This window comes from Rhodanobacter sp. GW835-FHT13D09 (assembly GCF_058793995.1).
Window position 1 is genome coordinate 79,883 of record NZ_JBXAGL010000008.1, and the last position, 19,100, is coordinate 98,982.

The 19,100-nt window shown below is 67.6% G+C and carries 18 protein-coding genes; 7 read left to right on the top strand and 11 right to left on the bottom strand.

Annotated elements, in window-relative coordinates:
* Nucleotides 1-28 precede the first annotated feature (28 nt).
* Nucleotides 29-907 carry a subclass B3 metallo-beta-lactamase gene (gene bla, locus AC1Q5A_RS11920; RefSeq protein ID WP_492700930.1) on the top strand — a complete coding sequence of 293 codons (879 nt, stop codon included), beginning with the start codon at nt 29-31 and terminating at the stop codon, nt 905-907.
* An 11-nt stretch (nt 908-918) separates the two neighbouring features.
* On the opposite strand, the gene AC1Q5A_RS11925 is transcribed toward bla, so the two are convergent.
* The 8 genes from AC1Q5A_RS11925 to AC1Q5A_RS11960 all read right to left on the bottom strand — a co-directional run bounded on the left by AC1Q5A_RS11925 (nt 919) and on the right by AC1Q5A_RS11960 (nt 8,293).
* Complete coding sequence (locus AC1Q5A_RS11925) at nt 919-1,842, bottom strand: MBL fold metallo-hydrolase (protein WP_492700931.1); 924 nt, start codon at nt 1,840-1,842, stop codon at nt 919-921.
* A 123-nt stretch (nt 1,843-1,965) separates the two neighbouring features.
* A complete protein-coding gene (locus AC1Q5A_RS11930; protein WP_492700932.1) occupies nt 1,966-2,601 on the bottom strand; it encodes a DNA-3-methyladenine glycosylase family protein in 636 nt (211 codons plus the stop codon).
* Complete coding sequence (gene alkB, locus AC1Q5A_RS11935; RefSeq protein ID WP_492700933.1) at nt 2,591-3,247, bottom strand: DNA oxidative demethylase AlkB; 657 nt, start codon at nt 3,245-3,247, stop codon at nt 2,591-2,593. The genes AC1Q5A_RS11930 and alkB overlap by 11 nt, the downstream gene beginning before the upstream one ends.
* Nucleotides 3,244-3,975, bottom strand: a complete 732-nt coding sequence (locus tag AC1Q5A_RS11940) for a 2OG-Fe(II) oxygenase (RefSeq protein ID WP_492700934.1) — start codon at nt 3,973-3,975, stop codon at nt 3,244-3,246. The genes alkB and AC1Q5A_RS11940 overlap by 4 nt, the downstream gene beginning before the upstream one ends.
* Complete coding sequence (gene ada / locus AC1Q5A_RS11945) at nt 3,972-5,048, bottom strand: bifunctional DNA-binding transcriptional regulator/O6-methylguanine-DNA methyltransferase Ada (protein WP_492700935.1); 1,077 nt, start codon at nt 5,046-5,048, stop codon at nt 3,972-3,974. Before ada ends, AC1Q5A_RS11940 begins: the two co-directional genes overlap by 4 nt.
* Nucleotides 5,049-5,179: 131 nt before the next feature.
* Nucleotides 5,180-5,782 carry an alpha/beta hydrolase gene (locus AC1Q5A_RS11950; protein WP_492700936.1) on the bottom strand — a complete coding sequence of 201 codons (603 nt, stop codon included), beginning with the start codon at nt 5,780-5,782 and terminating at the stop codon, nt 5,180-5,182.
* A gap of 130 nt (nt 5,783-5,912) precedes the next feature.
* A complete protein-coding gene (locus AC1Q5A_RS11955) occupies nt 5,913-6,614 on the bottom strand; it encodes a pirin family protein (protein WP_492700937.1) in 702 nt (233 codons plus the stop codon).
* A 122-nt stretch (nt 6,615-6,736) separates the two neighbouring features.
* Nucleotides 6,737-8,293, bottom strand: coding sequence for an SDR family NAD(P)-dependent oxidoreductase (locus tag AC1Q5A_RS11960; protein WP_492700938.1), 1,557 nt, complete (start codon nt 8,291-8,293; stop codon nt 6,737-6,739).
* A gap of 361 nt (nt 8,294-8,654) precedes the next feature.
* Between AC1Q5A_RS11960 and AC1Q5A_RS11965 the strand changes: the two genes are divergently transcribed.
* Nucleotides 8,655-9,656, top strand: coding sequence for a hypothetical protein (locus AC1Q5A_RS11965; RefSeq protein ID WP_492700939.1), 1,002 nt, complete (start codon nt 8,655-8,657; stop codon nt 9,654-9,656).
* A 183-nt stretch (nt 9,657-9,839) separates the two neighbouring features.
* Complete coding sequence (gene mddA, locus AC1Q5A_RS11970; protein ID WP_492700940.1) at nt 9,840-10,616, top strand: methanethiol S-methyltransferase; 777 nt, start codon at nt 9,840-9,842, stop codon at nt 10,614-10,616.
* 416 nt (nt 10,617-11,032) lie between these two features.
* Here mddA and AC1Q5A_RS11975 read toward each other — a convergent pair whose 3' ends face one another.
* The 3 genes from AC1Q5A_RS11975 to AC1Q5A_RS11985 form a co-directional block, all read right to left on the bottom strand.
* Entirely contained in the window at nt 11,033-12,238 is a 1,206-nt protein-coding gene (locus AC1Q5A_RS11975) for an acetyl-CoA C-acyltransferase (protein WP_492700941.1), read from the bottom strand.
* 140 nt (nt 12,239-12,378) lie between these two features.
* Nucleotides 12,379-14,766, bottom strand: coding sequence for a 3-hydroxyacyl-CoA dehydrogenase/enoyl-CoA hydratase family protein (locus tag AC1Q5A_RS11980; RefSeq protein WP_492700942.1), 2,388 nt, complete (start codon nt 14,764-14,766; stop codon nt 12,379-12,381).
* A 46-nt stretch (nt 14,767-14,812) separates the two neighbouring features.
* Nucleotides 14,813-15,427, bottom strand: a complete 615-nt coding sequence (locus AC1Q5A_RS11985; RefSeq protein WP_492700943.1) for a TetR/AcrR family transcriptional regulator — start codon at nt 15,425-15,427, stop codon at nt 14,813-14,815.
* Nucleotides 15,428-15,665: 238 nt separating this feature from the next.
* Between AC1Q5A_RS11985 and ndk the strand changes: the two genes are divergently transcribed.
* The 4 genes from ndk to AC1Q5A_RS12005 all read left to right on the top strand — a co-directional run bounded on the left by ndk (nt 15,666) and on the right by AC1Q5A_RS12005 (nt 19,084).
* Nucleotides 15,666-16,091: a nucleoside-diphosphate kinase gene (ndk, locus tag AC1Q5A_RS11990; RefSeq protein WP_492700944.1), complete on the top strand. Its 426-nt coding sequence runs from the start codon at nt 15,666-15,668 to the stop codon at nt 16,089-16,091.
* Between the two features lie 68 nt (nt 16,092-16,159).
* Complete coding sequence (rlmN, locus tag AC1Q5A_RS11995; RefSeq protein WP_492700945.1) at nt 16,160-17,305, top strand: dual-specificity RNA methyltransferase RlmN; 1,146 nt, start codon at nt 16,160-16,162, stop codon at nt 17,303-17,305.
* Nucleotides 17,295-18,089, top strand: a complete 795-nt coding sequence (pilW, locus tag AC1Q5A_RS12000) for a type IV pilus biogenesis/stability protein PilW (RefSeq protein WP_492700946.1) — start codon at nt 17,295-17,297, stop codon at nt 18,087-18,089. The genes rlmN and pilW overlap by 11 nt, the downstream gene beginning before the upstream one ends.
* On the top strand, nt 18,086-19,084 hold the full coding sequence (locus tag AC1Q5A_RS12005) for a RodZ domain-containing protein (protein WP_492700947.1): 999 nt from the start codon (nt 18,086-18,088) through the stop codon (nt 19,082-19,084). Before pilW ends, AC1Q5A_RS12005 begins: the two co-directional genes overlap by 4 nt.
* The last annotated feature ends 16 nt before the right edge of the window (nt 19,085-19,100 follow it).

Sequence of the window (19,100 nt, forward strand, 5' to 3'; positions counted from 1 at the left end):
GGCTTCGTCCCCCGCCATGGAGCCCTGCATGAACCCGTTCATCCGCACGATGTGGATCGGCACAGGTCTTTTCCTGGCAGGCCTGGCGCACGCGCAGGAGGCAAGCTGGAGCCAGCCGCAACAGCCCTTCCGCATCTACGGCAACAGCTGGTACGTGGGTACGCGGGGGCTGAGCGCGATCCTGGTCACGTCAGCGCAGGGCCATGTGCTGATCGACGGCACGCTGGAAGGCAATGCGGCGCAGATCGAGGCGAACATCCGCGCGCTCGGTTTCCGCCTGCGCGACATCCGGCTGATCCTCAACTCGCATGCCCACTCCGACCACGCCGGGGCGATCGCCCGGCTGGCGCGCGACAGCGGCGCCACCGTGGCGGCCAGCGCGGCCGGGGCGAGGGAACTGGGCCTCGGCGGTGACGATCCGGACGACCCGCAGTACGGCATGGCGCCACGCTATCCGGCGGTCACGCCGGTCGAGGTGGTCGCCGATGGCGCCGCCGTGAGGGTCGGGCCGATCGCGATGGTGGCGCACTACACGCCCGGCCATACGCGGGGCAGCACCTCGTGGACCTGGCGTTCGTGTAAAGCGGGGCACTGCCTGACGCTCGCCTACGTCGACAGCCTCACCGTGCTCGGCCGCGACGGCTTTCGCTACAGCGAGCAGCCGACCCGGGTCGCCGCTTTCCGCCGATCCTTCGCAACCGTCGCCGGTCTGCCCTGCGACATCCTGATCACCCCGCATCCGGAGGCCAGCGGCTTTATGCAGAAGGTTGCCGCACGCGATCGCGGGCATTCGTCCGCCGCCCTGGTCGATCCCGGCGCCTGCCGCGCCTACGCCGCGGCGGCGGAGCCGCGTTTCGAGGAACGCCTGGCCAGGGAACGGCAGGAAGCACGCACAACGGGCAAGTGAGCCGCTGCCGATCAGCGGCCCAGCCATACTTCCAGCCCCTGTGCGTTCAACTCGATGTCCATGCCCAGCAGCTGGCGCAGCGCGTCGCGGCCCTGCTGCCAGCCATGGGCTTGGGCGCGGGCGGCATAGAGATCGGTGAGCGATTCCATCAGCGCGGCGTGCCGGTCGGGCCGGCCGTGCGCGGCGCGGGCCAGCGCGACCATCGCGTCGATCTGCACGTGCAGGTCGGCCGCCAGCCGTTCGACATCCTCCACCCGGCCATAGTGGGTGAGGTACATCGCCGCGGGCTTCAGCGCGAGCAGCCGCTCGATCGACGCATGCAGCGCCGGCGGATCGAATTGCACCGGCGACGTGGTGGGCAGGATGAACGGGCCGTTCGCGGTGTCGAAATCGCGATAGGAGAGGCCGAACACGTCGCCGGTGAAACACGCGGCGGCGCGCTCGTCGTACACGGTGAGGTGGTGCTTCGCATGGCCGGGGGTGTCGATGCAGCGCAGCGGCCGGCCGGCCAGGTCCACCACGTGCCCGTCCGGCGCCTCGGTCACCCGTTCGACCGGGATCGGACGCAGCCGGCCGTAGGTCTGCTCCATCACCGACTCGCCGTACACCGCACTGGCGCCTGCCCACAGCACCGAGGGGTCGACCATGTGCCTGGCACCGCGCGGATGCACCACCAGTTGCGCGTTCGGCAACTGCGTAATCAGCTCGCCCGCGCCGCCGGCATGGTCCAGGTGCACGTGGGTGAGGATCAGCCAGTCCACCGCGGCAGCGGAAATCCCGGCTTCGTCGAGCGCCGCCAGCATGCGCGGCACGGCGAAGTTCGTGCCGCAGTCGATGAAGGCGCCACGGCCATGCTTGACCACCAGGTAGGCCGCATCGAATTGCGGGCGCACGAAGCCGGTGTCGATGGTGTGGATGCCGTGGGTATGTGCCATGCCTGCCTCGCGAACCGGACGATCCGTCGAGGGTAGCAAGCCGCCGCGGCGCGGGCACCTGCACCAAGGTCGAGTGGGAGTCGCCTGATAGGATCCAGCGGGGTTGCGGGTACCGCCTGGCCGTCAGCCTGCCATCCGCCTGGCGATCTTCGGCGGTCGCGGCACGCGCCACAGGTACCAGGCGGCTGCGGTGCGATGCGGACTCCAGCTTGCACCGATTGCCGCCAGCGCCTTTGGTGCGGGGGCCGTGTCCAGCGATTTCAGCAGGCGGTAGCCCTCGCGTACGCCGAAGTCGTCCACCGGCAGGATGTCCGGCCGGTCCAGGCTGTAGATGAGGAACATTTCCACGGTCCAGCGGCCGATGCCTTTCAGTGCGCCGAGCCGGGCGACGAGCTCCTCGTCGGACAGCGCCAGCGCCGTGCCCAGGTCCGGCACCACGCTATCCAGCGTGGCGGCGGCGATGCCGCGGATCGTCTCGGTCTTTCGCGCCGAAAACCCGCAGCCGCGCATCGCGTCGATCCCGGCATCGAGCAATTGCGCCGGCAGTGGAAACGTCTGTGGCGGGTACAGCGCCAGCAGCCGGGCCAGGATCGCGTCGCCGGCTTTCACATGCAGTTGCTGGTAGGCCACCGCGCGCACCAGCGCCTCGTACGGCTCGCGCGTCGGTTTCGGTTCGTGTCCGCAGGGGCCGACCTGCGCGACGAGGCGCGCCCAGTCGGCGTCGATCCCGGCCAGGAAAGCCGTGGCGTCAGCCGGCACGACGAAACGTCAGGTTGATGCGGGCATCGCCCAGCGCCGCGTGGTGGTTCGGCTTCAGCGGCAGCACGCCGTGGTAGCGCAGCCGCGCCGGGCCACCCCATACCACCACGTCGCCGTGCGCCAGCGGCACGCGCTGCGGACGATCGGAGCGTTGCAGTCCACCGAACAGGAACACAGCGGGGATGCCCAGCGAAACCGACACGATCGGCTCGCCCATGTCGCGCTCGTCGCGGTCCTGGTGCAGGCTCAGCCGGGTGCCGGCTTCGTAGCGGTTGACCAGGCAGGCATCCGGCACGAAACCGGCAAAGCCGGCGTGCGCGGCGGCGGCATCGGCCAGTTGCAGGAAGGCCGGCGGCATCGGCGGCCAGGGCCGGCCGCTGTCCGGATCGATCGGATCGTAGCGGTAACCGCGGCGGTCGCTGACCCAGCCTAGCGACCCGGCATTGGTCATGGCCACCGACATGCGCAGGCCGCCGGGCGTGACCAGGTGGCGGAACGGCGCCTGCGCCGCGATGGTCGCGATGGCCTGCAGCAGTGTCGTCTCGCCGGCCAGCGCAAACCCGCGCAGCACCACCGCGCCCTCGCATAGCGTTTCATCCCGACGGACAGGGGCGGAGCTGGTGGCGAACAGGTCGGCCGTGATCATGTGGCGTCGTGGAAGATGATGCCGAGCGTGTGCCGATGGCCGCTGCGCACGCGGCTGATGCCGTGGCGCATGGTTACCCGGTAACTGCCGCGCGTGCCTTGCAGCGGCCGCTGGTGCACCGCGAACACCACCGCGTCGCCTTGCCGCAGCGGCACCACCTCGACACGCGACTGCATGCGCGGGCGTTGTTCGGTCAGCACGAACTCGCCGCCGCTGAAATCGCGTCCCGGCTCGGACAGCAGGATCGCCAGTTGCAGCGGAAACACGTGCTCGCCGTACAGATCCTGGTGCAGGCAGTTGTAGTCGCCCGCGCCGTACTGCAGCAGCAACGGGGTAGGGCGCCGTTGGTCGGCGGCATGGCAGCGCGCCATGAATTCGGCATGGCTGGCGGGGTAGCGCACGGGCAGCCTCATCGATGCGTTCCAGCGGTTCGCGATCGGCGCCAGTCGCGGGTAGGCCGCGCTGCGCAACTCCGCCACCAGCTCCGGCAGGGGATAGCTGAAGTAGCGGTATTCGCCGCGGCCGAAACCGTGGCGGCCCATCACCACACGGCTGCGGAACCGCCCATCGTCCGCGTACAGGCCAGCCAGCGCCACGCACTCCTGCGGCGACAGCAGGGCTTCCAGCATCGCGCAGCCGTGCGCGTCGAGTTCATCGGCAATGCGGGCCCAGTCGCATGCCTGCAGCCTCGTGTCGGCTTCGGGGGCAGGGCGTAACTGCGCGTTCATCCCTGCGCCTCGCGATCCAGCAGCGCGCGCTTGCGCGGCACGCCCCAGCGGTAGCCGGACAGGCCGCCGTCATTGCGCACCACGCGATGGCACGGAATCGCCACCGCCAGCATGTTGCTGGCGCAGGCCTGGGCCACCGCCCGCGTCGCCGTGGGCGAGCCGATGCGCCGCGCGATCTCGCTGTAGCTGGCGGTGCTGCCCGCGGGGATCTCGCGCAGCGCACGCCACACGCGCTGCTGGAACGCGGTGCCGCGCACGTCCAGCGGCAGGTCCAGGCCGATCGCGGGGGCCTCGACGAAGCCCACCACCTGCGCCACCAGTTGCTCATAGTCGCGGTCGCCGCCGATCAGGCGAGCCTTCGGGAAACGATCCTGCAGGTCGCGGGCCAGCGCGTCGGGGTCGTCGCCGAGCAGGATCGCGCACACGCCGCGTTCGCTCTGCGCCACCAGGATCGCACCCAGCGAGCATTCGCCGATCGCGAAGCGGATGGCGCTGTCGGCGCCGCCAGCGCGATAGCTGGAGGGCGTCATGCCCAGCACCTGGTCGGCGGTTTGATAGAAGCGGCTGCTGGCGTTGTAGCCGGCGTCGAAGATCGCCGCGGTCACGCTGTGGCTGCGCTCCAACTCGTTGCGCACGCGGCGGCTGCGATGTGCCGTGGCGTACTGCTTCGGAGTCACCCCGGTGACCGCCTTGAACACGCGGTGGAAGTGGAACGGACTGAGCCCGCTCGGTTTCGCCAATTGCTCCAGCGTGGGCTCTGTCTCGGCCTGCTCGATCGTGCGGCAGGCGGTGGTGACCAGCGCCGCATGCTGCTCCGCCAGCGACGGCCGGCCGGGCCGGCAACGCTTGCACGGCCGGAAACCGGCACGTTCCGCCGCGGCGGCGGTGGCGTGGAAGGCCACGTTCTCGGGCCGGGCCGGGCGCGCGGCGCAGGATGGGCGGCAGTACACGCCGGTGCTGCGCACCGAATAGAAAAAGCTGCCGTCGGCACGCGCGTCGCGCGCCTGTACCGCGGCCCAGCGCGGGTCGGCGAGGGTGCTGGCACGTGCCGCCTGTTTGTCGAAGGTCTTCATGGCTGTTCCTTCCGTCGGATTATCGCTCAAGGCGCAATCTACGGACCGGCAACCACCGTGGCACTCCGGGTCTTGCGGTCGAATTCGCGCCGGCTTGCCATCGCCGGCGCGAACCGGCTGAGGGCATGGACTTAGCCGCCGCGATGCTCGGTGACGGACTTCAGCCAAGCCAGGAAATCGGCCTGCATTCCGGCGCTGAGGCCATGATCGATCGGATAGATCCGGGTCTCGTGCGGCACCTGCAGCGCTTCCAGCCATGTATCAGCACGCTGCGCCCAGCTCACCGGCAGCTTGCTGTCGTAGGCGCCGTGGGCGATGAAGACCCGCAGGCCGGCCAGTTGCGCGCGGTCGGCCAGTTGCGGCTCCAGTTCAGGCAGGATGCGGCCGGACAGCACCGCGAATCCGGCCACACACTGCGGTGCGGTCAGGCCGACGCTGGCGCTGAGGATGCCGCCCTGGCTGAAACCTGCGATCACCGTATGGCGCGAGTCTATGCCGTGCGCTACCTGCAATTGCCCGAGCAGGCGGAGCAGCGCGAGCCGGCTGTGCTCCGCCTCGGTGGCGTCGATACTCGGGCCGGTCGCGGTGAACGCCACCCGAAACCAGCCGTACTGACCCGGTGCGAAGACCAGTGGGCCGCGCGCCAGCACCACCAGTGTATCCGGCCCCGCTGCCATGGCGAGTGGGGCGAGGTTACCCTCGTTGCCGCCAACTCCGTGCAACAGCAGCAGCATCGATTTCGGCGTGGCCGGCCGTGGCTCACGCAGGCGGAAGCAAAGGCCCGACGCAGGGTCGTCCTGCAGCGGGCCGGATGAGTACGAAGACGGAACCGACATGGCACCCTTTCAGTCGTGGGTCAACGGTTCATGCCGACGTATCGACCAGCACCAGCTCGGCATCGTCGATCGCGGTGATGCGCAGTGTCGATTCGTTGCGGATCGCGGCGCCGTCGCGGGCGTCCAGCTTCACGCCGTTGATGTCCACCTTGCCGGTGGCCGGCACCAGGTAGGCGTAGCGGCCGGGGCCCAGCGTGTACCCGGTGCTTTCGCCGGCCTTGAGCGTGGCGCCCAGCACGCGCGCGTCGGTGCGCAGCGGCAGCGCCTCGGTGTCGTCCTTGAAGCCGCTGGCCAGTGCCACGAAATGGCCGGAACGATCCCCCTTGGGAAACGGCCGCGCGCCCCACGCCGGCGGCTTGCCGTTCTCGTCGGGGATGATCCAGATCTGGAAGATCCGCGTGGTCACGTTCTCCAGGTTGTACTCGGCGTGGGTGATGCCGCTGCCCGCGCTCATCACCTGCACGTCGCCGGCCTCGGTGCGGCCCTCGTTGCCCAGGCTGTCCTTGTGGCTGATCGCGCCTTCGCGCACGTAGGTGATGATCTCCATGTCCGCGTGCGGATGCGGCGGGAAGCCGGTTTGCGGTGCGATGGTGTCGTCGTTCCACACGCGCAGCGCGCCCCAGCCCATGCGCTTGGCATCGTGGTAGCTGGCGAACGAGAAATGATGCTTGGCATCGAGCCAGCCATGGTTGGCTCCACCCAGGCTGGCGAAAGGTCTGCGTTCAATCACGGTGGTAATCCTCTATGTTCATCGCGCCAGCAAGGCGCCCGTGCAACATAAGGCTAGCCATCGCCACCTGAAACGGGCGCGAAGGAAACGGATTGTCGCCGCCGCCGAACGCCACCGGCCGCCTACCAGTCGGTCGGCCGGTAGTCCTTCAGGAACTGGCCCCACACGTGCTCGCCGGTATTGATGCCGTGGATGATCGGGTCGACGATGCGCGCGGCGCCGTCGACGATGTCCAGCGGCGGGTGGAAGCGTTCCGCCAGCACCTTCCTCGCGGCCAGCTCGGCGGGGTCCTCGTCGGTCACCCAGCCGGTGTCGACGCTGTTCATGTGGATGCCGTCGTTGTGGTAGTCGGTGGCGGAGGTGCGCGTCATCATGTTCAGCGCGGCCTTGGCCATGTTGGTGTGCGGGTGGCGGGTGGTCTTGAAGTTGCGGTAGAACTGGCCCTCCATCGCCGACACGTTGACGATGTGCTTGTCGCGCTCGCCGGTGCGCAGCATCAGCGGCTTCAGCCGCGCGTTGATGATGAACGGCGCGATCGCGTTCACCAGCTGCACCTCCAGCAATTCTACCGACGGCACTTCGGCCATCAGCAGCCGCCACGAGTTGCGCTGGCGCAGGTCGACCTGCTGCAGGTCCTGGTCCAGCCGGCCTTCGGGGAACAGGTGGCTCTGCGCCAGCAGTTCCTCCGGCAGCAGCGGCAGCTGCGACAGCTCGGCGGCGCGGGTCAGGCCTGGCAGGTTCGTCGCGGCGCCGGTCTCGGGCAGGATGTTGGAACCGCGCATGCCTTCGTAATGGCCGACCAGCCGGCGCACGTGCTCGGGTAGTTCGTGCAGCGCGGCGGTCTCGCCCTCCATCATGTGCGCGTAGAACTCCGGCGGCCGACGCACGGTCTGGCAGGCGTTGTTGATGATGAAGTCCAGCCGCGGCCGGGTCGCCACCAGCTCCTGGCAGAACGCTTCGACGCTGGGCGTGTGGCGCAGGTCGAGGCCGTAGACCTGCAGCCGGTGGCCCCAGTCGGCGAAGTCGGGTTCGGCCGCGTAGCGCGCCGCCGAGTCGCGCGGGAAGCGGGTGGTGACGATCAGCTCGGCGCCGGCGCGCAGCAGCTTCAGCCCGGCCTGGTAGCCGATCTTCACGCGGCCGCCGGTGAGCAGCGCCACGCGCCCGCGCAGGTCGGCCAGCTCGCCGCGCTTGGCGTAGTTGAACGCGGCGCACTCCGGGCACAGCTGGTCGTAGAAGAAGTGGATGGCTGCGTACTTGCGCTTGCATACGTAGCAGTGCTTCGGTTCGACCGGCTCGCGCGGCTGTGCGGCGTCGGCCGCGGGCGGGACATCGTGCGGCAGGAAGCCCTCCGGCACGAACACGTTCGGCGTGGTGAACACCGGCCTGCGGCGCAAGGCGCGGATGCCGGTCTGGTTCAGCACGGTTTCTTCGGCCTCCACCTTCGAGGCGTGGCGTGCCTTCTCGGCGGCTTTCAGCTTGATCCGGCGCGCCACCGGGTCGGGGTGGTAGACCTGCGCCACCGCCTGGTGCAGGCGTTGGCGATCCTCGGCCGGCAGCCGGTCCAGCAGTTGTCGGTCGGCCGCCACCGATTCCAGCAGCGTCGCCGCGGCGCGCAGGCGCTCCAGCAGGTCGGTATCCGCGTCGTCGGGCGGGGGCAGGGGGGCGGGCTTGATGGTCAAGGAGGGATCCGTCGTGATGGGGCGAAGCATCGCCAACCGCCTATTTTGCCTGTTTTTGGACCAGTTTTCGGGAGTTGCTGCGACGGGGCGTCCGCCGTCGCCGGTCACCAAGCAGAAACGGATTTTTGGAATTGGGATATTGCGCACACTTCGATGGCATGACTAATGCTGAACTAACACCGTAACCGCCTGGGCTGGGCGGTGTAGTGGTACTTGGGCGGAGTACGGCGCTGGCAGGATCGAGCGTCAGGCTGCCCACAGCGACGAAGGTTCCCGCGTGTCGATAGCAGCAAGTGCGCATAGAAGAGAAGAGGCCGCCACGGCCCGGTCGGTTGCTGTTTCCCTTCCCCCCGTCGATGCCTTGCTGGGTGACCTGCCTACGGCGCATCGTGCCCTGCCGATCGGCCATCGCGTGGCCGGGCAGGGTTGCCATGGCGCGAAAGTGGGCCATCGGTTCCATGCGGCAGCGCGCGTCCGCTTCGTCTACTTTCCGTCGGTGGACGGGGATGATGGTCGGGCGGTCTCCCACCCGCACCTGACCCTTGCCGAAGTCCTGCTCGACCGCGTGCTGGCTGCCCATGCCGCCGGCCTGCGGCCGATGGCTCCCTCGCTCGACTACGCCGCCGAGGCACGCGCCACGGTGCGGCCGCCGCGCCGCATGTTCCACCCGGCCACGCTGGAGTACCGCCGCTGGTATCGCACGGATGGCAGCGCACGCACCCAGCCATTGACCCGCGAAGCGCTCGCGCTGCGGCTGGCGGCTACCGACGAGCTGTCGATGAAGGAGGCGCGGGCCCGCGTCGCACGGCGCTCGCATGCACTGCCGGCAGCCGATCAGGCATGGCTGGTCGATCGCCGCCACACGCCGTTGGAGCGGCGCCCGCTCAACCAGGCGGAGTTCCGCATGCTGGTGAGTGCCCTCGACGCCATCTGGGAGGCTTCGGGCGGCAGCTCGCACATGGACCGCGTGAACCGCCGGATCGCGTTGCGCGCGGTCGCCGTGCTTGGCAACCTGCTGGACGAGTACGTCGCCTCGCCATTCCAGTCCGCCGCGCTGGGTGAAATCTTCAACGAGCACCACCTGGCGCACCTTTGCCGGACCATCGAGAACTCGCGGCAGGCCGAATCCGCCTCGTGCGTCCTGCTGGCCGGGCCCAAGGCCTGGTTCGCCGCCAAGTCGGCACGGATGCGTGCCGAACACCAGGTCGGCCTGGCCAAGTCACCGACGGCTTCCGCCACGATGCGCCTGTCGGAGCGCCCGGTCGTCGCCGTGATCGGCGGCCGCCTGCACATGTTCGTGGGCGGCCGGCGACCCGGCGCCCTCGTGGCGCCGCCCGCACCGACCTACGCCACCTTCGGCTGAGCCCTCCGGGCCGCCGTTTCACCGGCGCCGCGCCGTCGCCCGACGGGCGTGGTAGATTTCCTCGACACCCGCTTCTCATGCCCAGATGAGCGCCCGGCAAGGGCGCGACCTGGTGGCGTTCCCGGCGGCGTTGCGAGGGTATCGGGCGGGTTTCGCCAGCCGGCGAAACGGAGGTGACCGATCATGCGTGCCTTGCTGACCCTGTGCTACGGCGTGCTCTGCTACGCCGTGTTCTTCCTGGTGTTCCTCTACGCCATCGGCTTCGTCGGAGACGTGCTGGTGCCGCGTAGCGTGGATCGTCCGCCGAGCGCGCTGGCGCCGGCCATGGCATGGATCGTCGACCTGCTGCTGCTCGGCCTGTTCGCCGTGCAGCACAGCGGCATGGCCCGTGCCGGCTTCAAGGCGTGGCTCACGCGCTGGCTGTCGCCGGCGCTCGAGCGCAGCACCTTCGTGCTGCTGTCCAGCCTGGCGCTGATCGTGCTGTTCCGCTGGTGGCAGCCGCTGCCCGACACGATCTGGCGGGTGGAGGCGGACTGGGCGGTGGGCCTGCTGTACGCGCTGTCCGCCTGCGGCTGGCTGCTGGTGCTGAGCGGCACCTTCGTCATCAACCACTTCGACCTGTTCGGCCTGCGCCAGGTGTGGCTGGACGCGCACGGGCAGCACTACACGCCGCTGCCGTTCAAGCGGCACCTGTATTACCGCCTCGTGCGTCACCCGCTGATGCTCGGCTTCCTCGTCGCGTTCTGGGCCACGCCGCACATGAGCATGGGCCACCTGCTGTTTGCCGTGGCCACCACCGGCTACATCCTGGTCGCGGTGAAGTACTTCGAGGAGCGCGACCTGGTGGCCGTCCACGGCGACGACTATCGCCGCTACCAGCACGAAGTGCCGATGCTGTGCCCGTGGCCGCGACCGCACCATCACACGCCGCCGCGGCCGGCGCCGCGCGTGGCGCACTAGCGGACGGCCCGGCGCCGACGCATCGGCGCCGATCGCCCGTTCCGACGGGTCGGGTCCGTGCAAGCGGCCCGACCTTTTTCGGTCCACCATCAAGGAGTCGATGGGCGTGCCGGCACAACACGTAATCGACACACTGCTCGCCATCCACGGCTGGACCGGCAGGCCGGCCGACCACATCGTCAACATGCCGGGCCATACGCTGGCCGGCATCGCCAGCAAGACCACCCCCTGGCACAACCTGAACTCCAGCCTGTGGAACTACGCGCGCGCCAACAACTTAGGTGTGGATAGCCACAGCGGGCAACAAGGGCGCATCGGCGCTGCGCGAAGGGGCGACGACGAAGCGGGCCAAGGCTACTTGAAGCAGAACGGCGCCGTTTCGCAACGGCGCCGTTCCTGTTTCTTGCCAAGGTTGATCAGAGCGCTTCGAACACGCCCGCCGCGCCCATGCCGGTGCCGATGCACATCGTCACCATGCCGTACTTCTGCTTGCGCCTCCGCATGCCGTGCACCAGCGTGGCGACGCGCACCGCGCCGGTGGCACCGAGCGGATGGCCTAACGCGATGGCGCCGCCGAGCGGGTTGACCTTGGCCGGGTCGAGCTTGAGGTCGCCCATCACGGCCAGCGCCTGGGCGGCGAAGGCTTCGTTGAGTTCGATCCAGTCGAGCTGGTCCTGGCTGATGCCGGTCTGCTTGAGCGCCTTGGGGATCGCTTCCTTCGGGCCGATGCCCATCACCTCGGGTTTCACGCCGGCGACCGAGAAGCCGACGAAACGGGCCAGCGGTTGCAGGTTGTACTGCTTGATCGCCTTTTCGCTGGCCAGCAGCACGGCGCCCGCGCCGTCGGACATCTGGCTGGAGTTGCCGGCGGTGACGGTGCCGCCGAACTGGCCGTTGCGGAATACGGTCTTGAGCTTGGCCAGCACTTCCAGCGTGGTGCCGGCGCGCGGGCCCTCGTCGTTCCCGATCAGGCGGCTGTCGGTGACGATGCCGCGGGTGACGAGGTCAGGATAGTGGTCGGCGAGCTGGAACGGGGTGATCTCTTCCTTGAACTCGCCGGCGGCCTGGGCGGCCAGCGCGCGACGGTGGCTTTCCACCGAGAACGCGTCCTGCGCCTCGCGGCTGATCTTCCACTGCTTGGCGACATTCTCGGCGGTGATGCCCATGCCATAGGCGATGCCGATGTGCTCGTTGTCGAAGATGGCCGGGTTCATGGCGATCTTGTGGCCCATCATCGGCACCATGCTCATGCTCTCGGTACCGCCGGCAAGCATCAGGTCGTCCAGGCCCAGACGAATGCGGTCGGCGGCCATCGCCACCGACTGCAGGCCGGAGGAGCAGAAGCGGTTGACGGTGACGCCGGGCACGGTGTCGGGCAGGCCGGCCAGCAGCAGGCCGATGCGCGCCACGTTCATGCCTTGCTCGGCCTCGGGCATGGCGCAGCCGATGATGACATCGCCGATCTGGTGCGGGTCGATGCCGGGCGCCTGCGCAATCACCGCGCGGATCACGTGGGCGAGCATGTCGTCCGGGCGGGTGTTGCGGAATACGCCGCGCGGCGCCTTGCCGACCGGGGTGCGGGTGGCGGCGACGATGTAGGCGTCTTGGATTTGCTTGCTCATGGTTCTTGCTCCGTGGCGTCGCGCTTGATAGCGGCGACGCACTTCAGTTTTTGATCGTCATCCCTGCGCAGGCAGGGATCCAGTGTCGTAGACGTAAACCAAAGTCGCTGGGTCCCGGCCTTCGCCGGGACGACGAGCGGTCAGTTGCGCAGCGGCTTGCCGGTGGTCATGGTGTGGGCGATGCGGGCCTGGGTCTTTTCGGTCTTGGCCAGTTCCACGAAGTGCTTGCGCTCAAGCGCAAGCAGCCATTCCTCGTCCACCGTGGAGCCACGCTCGATCACGCCGCCGCACAGGGTGTCGGCGATGCGCCGGGCGATTTCCACGTCGTGTTCGGAGGCGAAATAGCCGGCCTGCAGGTTGGCCAGCGAGGCGCGGAAGGTGGCGGTGCCCACGTCGCCGGCCACCGGGATCGCGCGCTGGTACAGCGGCGGGCGGTAGCCGGATTCGGCCAACGAGTTCGCCACCTGCTTGGCCACGTAGAGGAGTTCATATGCGTTGAACACCACCACATCGCTGTCGCGCAACAGACCCATGGCCTTCGCTTCGATCGCGCTGGGCGAGACCTTGGCCATCGCCACGGTCTCGAACACCTTCTTCAATTCTTCGAACGGATCGGCCGGGTTGGCCTTCGCGGCGCGCACGGCCAGTTCATGCAGGCCGCCGCCGGCCGGCAGCAGGCCGACGCCGGCCTCGACCAGGCCGATGTAGCTTTCGAGTGCCGCAACAGTCCGGGCGGAGTGCATCTGGAATTCGCAGCCGCCGCCCAGCGCCAGGCCGCGCACGGCGGACACCACTGGCACCAGCGCATGCTTGATGCGCATGCTGGTGCGCTGGAAGTTGGCGACCATCTTCTCGAAGTCGTCGAACTTGCCGGCCTGCAGCAGGCCCAGCGCGCCCTTGAGGTCGGCGCCGGCGGAGAACGGCTCGGCGTCTTGCCAGATCACCACCGCCTTGAGCTTCTCCTCGGCGATGTCGATGGCGTGCTGGATGCCGTCGAGCACGTGGTCGTTGACCGTATGCATCTTGGTCTTGAACGAAATGATGCCGATGCCGTCGTCGCCCAGCGTCCACAGGCGGATGCCGTCGTTCTCCCACACGGTGCTGCCCTGGTCGAACTTCTCGCCCAGGATCGGGTCGGGAAACAGCTGGCGCCGGTACACCGGGTGCTGCGAGCGTGGCTTGTCAGTGTTGGCGCTGGCCGAATACGAGCCGGCCTTGCCGTGCACGCCGCTGCGGCCGTCGGTGACCCAGGCGGGCAGCGGCGCCTTGCTCATCGCCTTGCCGGCGGCGATGTCCTCGGCGATCCAGCCGGCGACCTGCTGCCAGCCGGCGGCCTGCCAGGTCTCGAACGGCCCGAGCTTCCAGCCGTAGCCCCAGCGGATCGCGAAGTCGACGTCGCGCGCGGTGTCGGCGATGTCGGCCAGGTGATAGGCGGTGTAGTGGAACAGGTCGCGGAAGGTGGCCCACAGGAACTGCGCCTGCTTGTCGCTGCTGGCGCGCAGCTTGGCGAACTTCTCGGCCGGATTCTTGATCGCGAGGATCGCGGCCACCTCGTCCGAGGCCTTCTGTTCGGAAACGCGGTAATCCTGCCTGGCGACGTCGACCACGACGATGTCCTTGCCGGCCTTCCTGTAGAAGCCGGCGCCGTTCTTCTGGCCCAGCGCGCCTTTCTCGATCAGGCCGGCCAGCCACACTGGCGCCTTGAAGTAGGCGTGCCACGGGTCGTCGGGCAGGGTATCGGCCATGGTCTTGATGACGTGCGCCATGGTGTCCAGGCCGACCACGTCGGCGGTGCGGTAGGTGGCGCTCTTGGGGCGACCCACGGCCGGGCCGGTGAGTGCGTCGACCACGTCGAAGCCCAGCCCGAACTGTTCGGTGTGGTGCATGGTGGCCAGCATCGAGAACACCCCGATGCGGTTGCCGATGAAGTTGGGCGTGTCGCGGGCGATCACCACGCCCTTGCCGACGGTGGTGACGAGGAACGCTTCGAGGCCGTCGATCACGTTCTGGTCGGTGAGCCGGGTCGGGATCAGCTCGACCAGGTGCATGTAGCGCGGCGGGTTGAAGAAGTGCACGCCGGAGAAGCGGTGGCGCATTTCTTCCGGCAGCGCCTCGGCCAGCGTGTTGATCGACAGGCCGGAGGTGTTGGAGGCGATGATCGCGGTCTTCGACAGGTGCGGGGCGATCTTCCGGTACAGGTCGAGTTTCCAGTCCATCCGTTCGGCGATCGCCTCGATCACCAGGTCGACGTCCGTGAGATGTGCCATATCCTCGTCATAGTTGGCCGGGATGATCGCGGCGGCGAGGTTCCTGTCGGCCAGCGGCGCCGGCGACAGCTTGGCCAGGTTGGCGATGGCCTTCAGCGCGATGCCGCTCTTCGGACCGTCCTTTGCGGGCAGGTCGAACAGGACGGTCTCGACGCCGGCGTTGGTCAGGTGCGCGGCGATCTGCGCGCCCATGACACCGGCGCCCAGCACGGCGGCCTTGCGGATGCGCAGTGCTGATGTGGGTGAGGATGCAGCGGTCATTGGCTTCTCCGAAATGGTGCAAGCGGGGTTGGATCAGGTGATGAGGTCAGGGGTGGCTGAGTCCGGCGACGGCAAAGCGAACCAGGTGCTGGACAGTCTGCTCGCGATGCGCGTGTTCACTGACGTCGTTCTTGCGCTGGATCATGCCGAAGCCGGACATCGCATGGGTCAGCGCACCGGTGACGAGGTCGATGCGCCAGTACAGCTCCGGTTTGCTCAGCTGCGGCAGCAAGCGGGCGAACTCGGCGGTGAACTGGCGCATCACGTGGCCGTAGTTGGTGGACAGGAACTGGCGCAGGCTGTCGTCATGCTCGGCGAACGCACGCGCCAGGACGCGCATGAAAAGCGCGCCGCTGTTGTCGTGGGACAGTTCGAGGGCAGGGCGGATGTAGGCCTCCAGCACGTCCTCGAGCGTGGCGTCCGGGGCGCCGGCGACCTTGGCCAGGGCAACCAGCCGGCTCTCGTTCAGTGCGTCCAGACGGCGCCGGAACACCTCCTCGACCAGCTTGTCCTTGGAGCCGAAGTGGTAGTTGACCGCCGCCAGGTTCACGCCGGCGGCGGCGGTAAGCTGGCGCAGCGAGGCGCCTTCAAAGCCGCGCTGGGCGAACAGGAGTTCGGCGGCGCCGAGTATCCGTTCCTTGGTCGAGCCGGAGCTGTTCACGGGAGAACCATCCATCGGCCGCAGGCCGGTTCAAACGATCGTTTGAGCATACGCGGACAGTTCCGCGGTCGTCAAACGGTCGTTTGTTGTAAATACCCGCCGACTTGCGTATGAGTTAGAATCTGTCAAACCTTCGTGAGTTAAATCCGCAACCTCGATCGGATTTGGCTGAATTCTCGCCGGCCGGGGGCCGGCCACGACCCCATCCCATTCATCCGTTTTCCCGGAGCAGACCCGCATGGCGCTGGAGCGCACCCTTTCCATCATCAAGCCCGACGCCGTTGCCAAGAACGTCATCGGCGAAATCTATGCTCGTTTCGAAAAGGCCGGTCTCAAGATCGTCGCCGGTCGGATGAAGCAACTGTCGCGCCAGGAAGCCGAGGGTTTCTATGCCGTGCATCGCGACCGCCCGTTCTTCAAGGCGCTGGTCGAGTTCATGATCTCCGGCCCGGTGATGATCCAGGTGCTGGAAGGCGAGAACGCCGTGCTGGCCCACCGCGACCTGATGGGCGCCACCAACCCGAAGGAAGCCGCACCGGGCACGATTCGCGCCGACTTCGCCGACTCCATCGACGCGAATGCCGTGCACGGCTCCGACGCGGTCGAGACCGCCAGGGTGGAGATTGCCTATTTCTTCGCTGCGACGGACGTATTATCCAGGTGATTTTTGCGCTCATTTCTGAGCGCGAAGATCAAAAAGCGGCCATCCGTGGCCGCACTCTTCAGAAAATCATGAACCAGGTTACTGCCACTTCATCCGGTCCGATGACCGCCAAGGTCAACCTGCTCGATTTCGATCGTCAGGGCCTGCGTGATTTCTTTGCGCAGCTCGGCGAGAAGCCGTATCGCGCCGAGCAGGTGATGAAGTGGATCTACCATGATCTGGAAGACAACTTCGAAAACATGACCGACGTGGGCAAGGCGCTGCGCGCCAAGCTCACCGAGGCGTGCTACATCGGCGCACCGAACACCCTGCTGGACAAGGCCGCCACCGACGGCACGCACAAGTGGCTGCTGGGCATGGACAAGGGCAACGCGGTGGAGACTGTGTACATCCCCGAGCCCACCCGCGGCACCCTGTGCGTGTCCTCCCAGATCGGCTGCGCGCTGAACTGCCAGTTCTGCTCGACCGGCGCACAAGGCTTCAACCGCAACCTGTCCACCGCCGAGATCATCGGCCAGGTGTGGGTGGCGGCGAAGTACCTGGGCAACGTCACCCACCAGAACCGCCGCATCACCAACGTGGTGATGATGGGCATGGGCGAGCCGCTGGCCAATTTCGAGAACGTGGTGCGGGCGATGAAGTTGATGCGCGACGACCTCGGTTTCGGGCTGGCGTCGAAGCGGGTCACCTTGTCCACCGCCGGCATGGTGCCGTTGATCGACGAGCTGTCCGATACCATCGATGTGTCGCTGGCGGTGTCGCTGCACGCGGCCAATGACGAGCTGCGTACCGAACTGGTGCCGCTCAACAAGCGCTATCCGATCGCCGAACTGCTTGCCGCCTGCCAGCGCTGGATCGCGCGCAAGCCGCGCACCTCGATCACCTTCGAATACACCCTGATGAAGGGCGTCAACGACCAGCCCGAGCACGCACGCCAGCTGATCAAGCTGATGCGCAAGCTGCCGACCTGCAAGGTCAACCTGATTCCGTTCAACCCCTTCCCAGGCACCCGTTTCGAGCGTTCGGACGCGGGCACCATCCACGAGTTCCAGACCCAGCTGCTCAATGCCGGCGTGCTGACCATGCTGCGGCGCACCCGCGGCGACGACATCGATGCGGCCTGCGGCCAGTTGGCCGGGCAGGTCACGGATCGCACCCGGCGCAGTGCCGGTCTGCGCAAACGGCAGGACGAGGGGACATTGCATGCGATTTGACCGTGCATTGCTGATCTGCCTGTCGCTGTCGCTGCTGCTGGCAGGCTGCGTCACCACGCGCACCGACAGCAGTTCGCTGGGCAAGAATATGCCGCAGGCCAGCAAGGCCGACCAGGCGGAAGATGCCGCCCGGATCCACACCGAACTGGGCCAGCGCTACCTGGCCTCCGGTGACCTGCAGACCGCTCTGGAAAAACTGACCAAGGCCCTGCAGTTCGACCCCAATTACGCGCCGGCGCACACCGTGATTGCGGTGCTGTACGAACGAATCAACAATTTGCCCGAAGCCGAGCAGCATTACCGCAGGGCAGTAGAGCTGGAGCCGGCCAAGGGTGCGCCGAACAACAACCTGGGCGTGTTCCTCTGTCATATCGGAAAGATCGCCGAGGCGAACGGCTATTTCCAGAAAGCCGTCGCCGACCCCTTCTACCAGACCCCGGACGTGGCGCTGACCAATGCCGGTGTGTGCCAGTTGCGCGCGCACGACATCGCCGGCGCCGAAGCGAATTTTCGTGACGCCATCGTGCGAAATCCGAAAAACGCAGAGGCACTCTTCCAGCTTGCCAACACGCTTTATCAGAACGGAAATGCGTTTCGCGCCAGGGCCTTCATCCAGCGATTCGAAGCGCTGGATCAGCCGACAGCCGCATCGCTCAAGCTAGGCCACGACATCGAATCCAGTCTGGGCAACACGGAAGGCGCCCACAACTACCGCAAGCGATTGCTCAGCCAGTTCCCGGACTCGGAGCAGGCGCACGCCCTTGACACTACCGCCAGCCAATGACCTCCATGCAGCCACATCCGACCGTGCAGGGTTCGAGTGAGCCCGAGTTGTTCGGCATCAATTTGTCCGCCATGGATGCGTCGTCGACAAACCCCCACACGGTAAGTTTCGGCAACCGCCTGCATGCGGCGCGTGAAGGCCGCGGCCTGGACCTGGAAACCTGTGCGCATCAGCTGAAACTGCCCGCCCGCGTGCTGCGCCGGCTCGAGCGCGACCAGTACGACGGCATCGATTCGAAGATCTACCTCGGCAGCTACATCGGCAAGTACGCCCGGTATCTCGGTCTAGATGAGGCGTTGGTCCAGGCCGAACTCGATCGCATCAAGCAGGTCGACCCGCCGCTGGTGGCCACCGGCGGCATTTCGCATTCGCGCTTCCTGCTGGACCGCTATGCCACGGCGGCGACCTATGTCGTGCTGACGGCGGTGATCGTGGTGCCGATGATCTGGCTGGGCGTGCGCGGCACGCTGGATCGCGACCTCAGTCATTTTGCGCCGCTGGATGCCGCCCCGGTGGCACAGCTGGATGCGCCGTCGCCGCCCGCCGCTGCCGTCGACGGTGCCCGCAAGCCGCTGCCTTTGTCGCCGCCGAAGGTGACGCCGCCCGCGGAGCAGGATCAGCCGCTGCTGGCTTCGATGGCGCCGTTCCCGAACCTGGAAAACACCAATCTGGCCTCGGCCAAGCCCAGCGCGCCGCCTACGCCGGCCGTCGATGTCGGTACCGGCGGCCACAGTCTGAGTCTGCGCCTTTCCGCCGCCAGTTGGGTCGAAGTGGTCCAGGCCGACGGTTCGCGCTTGGAATACGGGCTGCTGCCTGCCGGCAGCAGCAAGACCTACCGCAGCGACCAGCCGCTGGAGGTGCGCATCGGCAATGCAAGCGGTGCGCAGGTCAGCATCGATGGCGCATCGGTGGGCCTGGACGAATTCAGGCGCGCCAACGTAGCTCGTTTCCGCATGCAGATGCAGGACGGCAAGGCCTCCGCGGCCAGCCTCTGATCGCCATCGGCGGCCG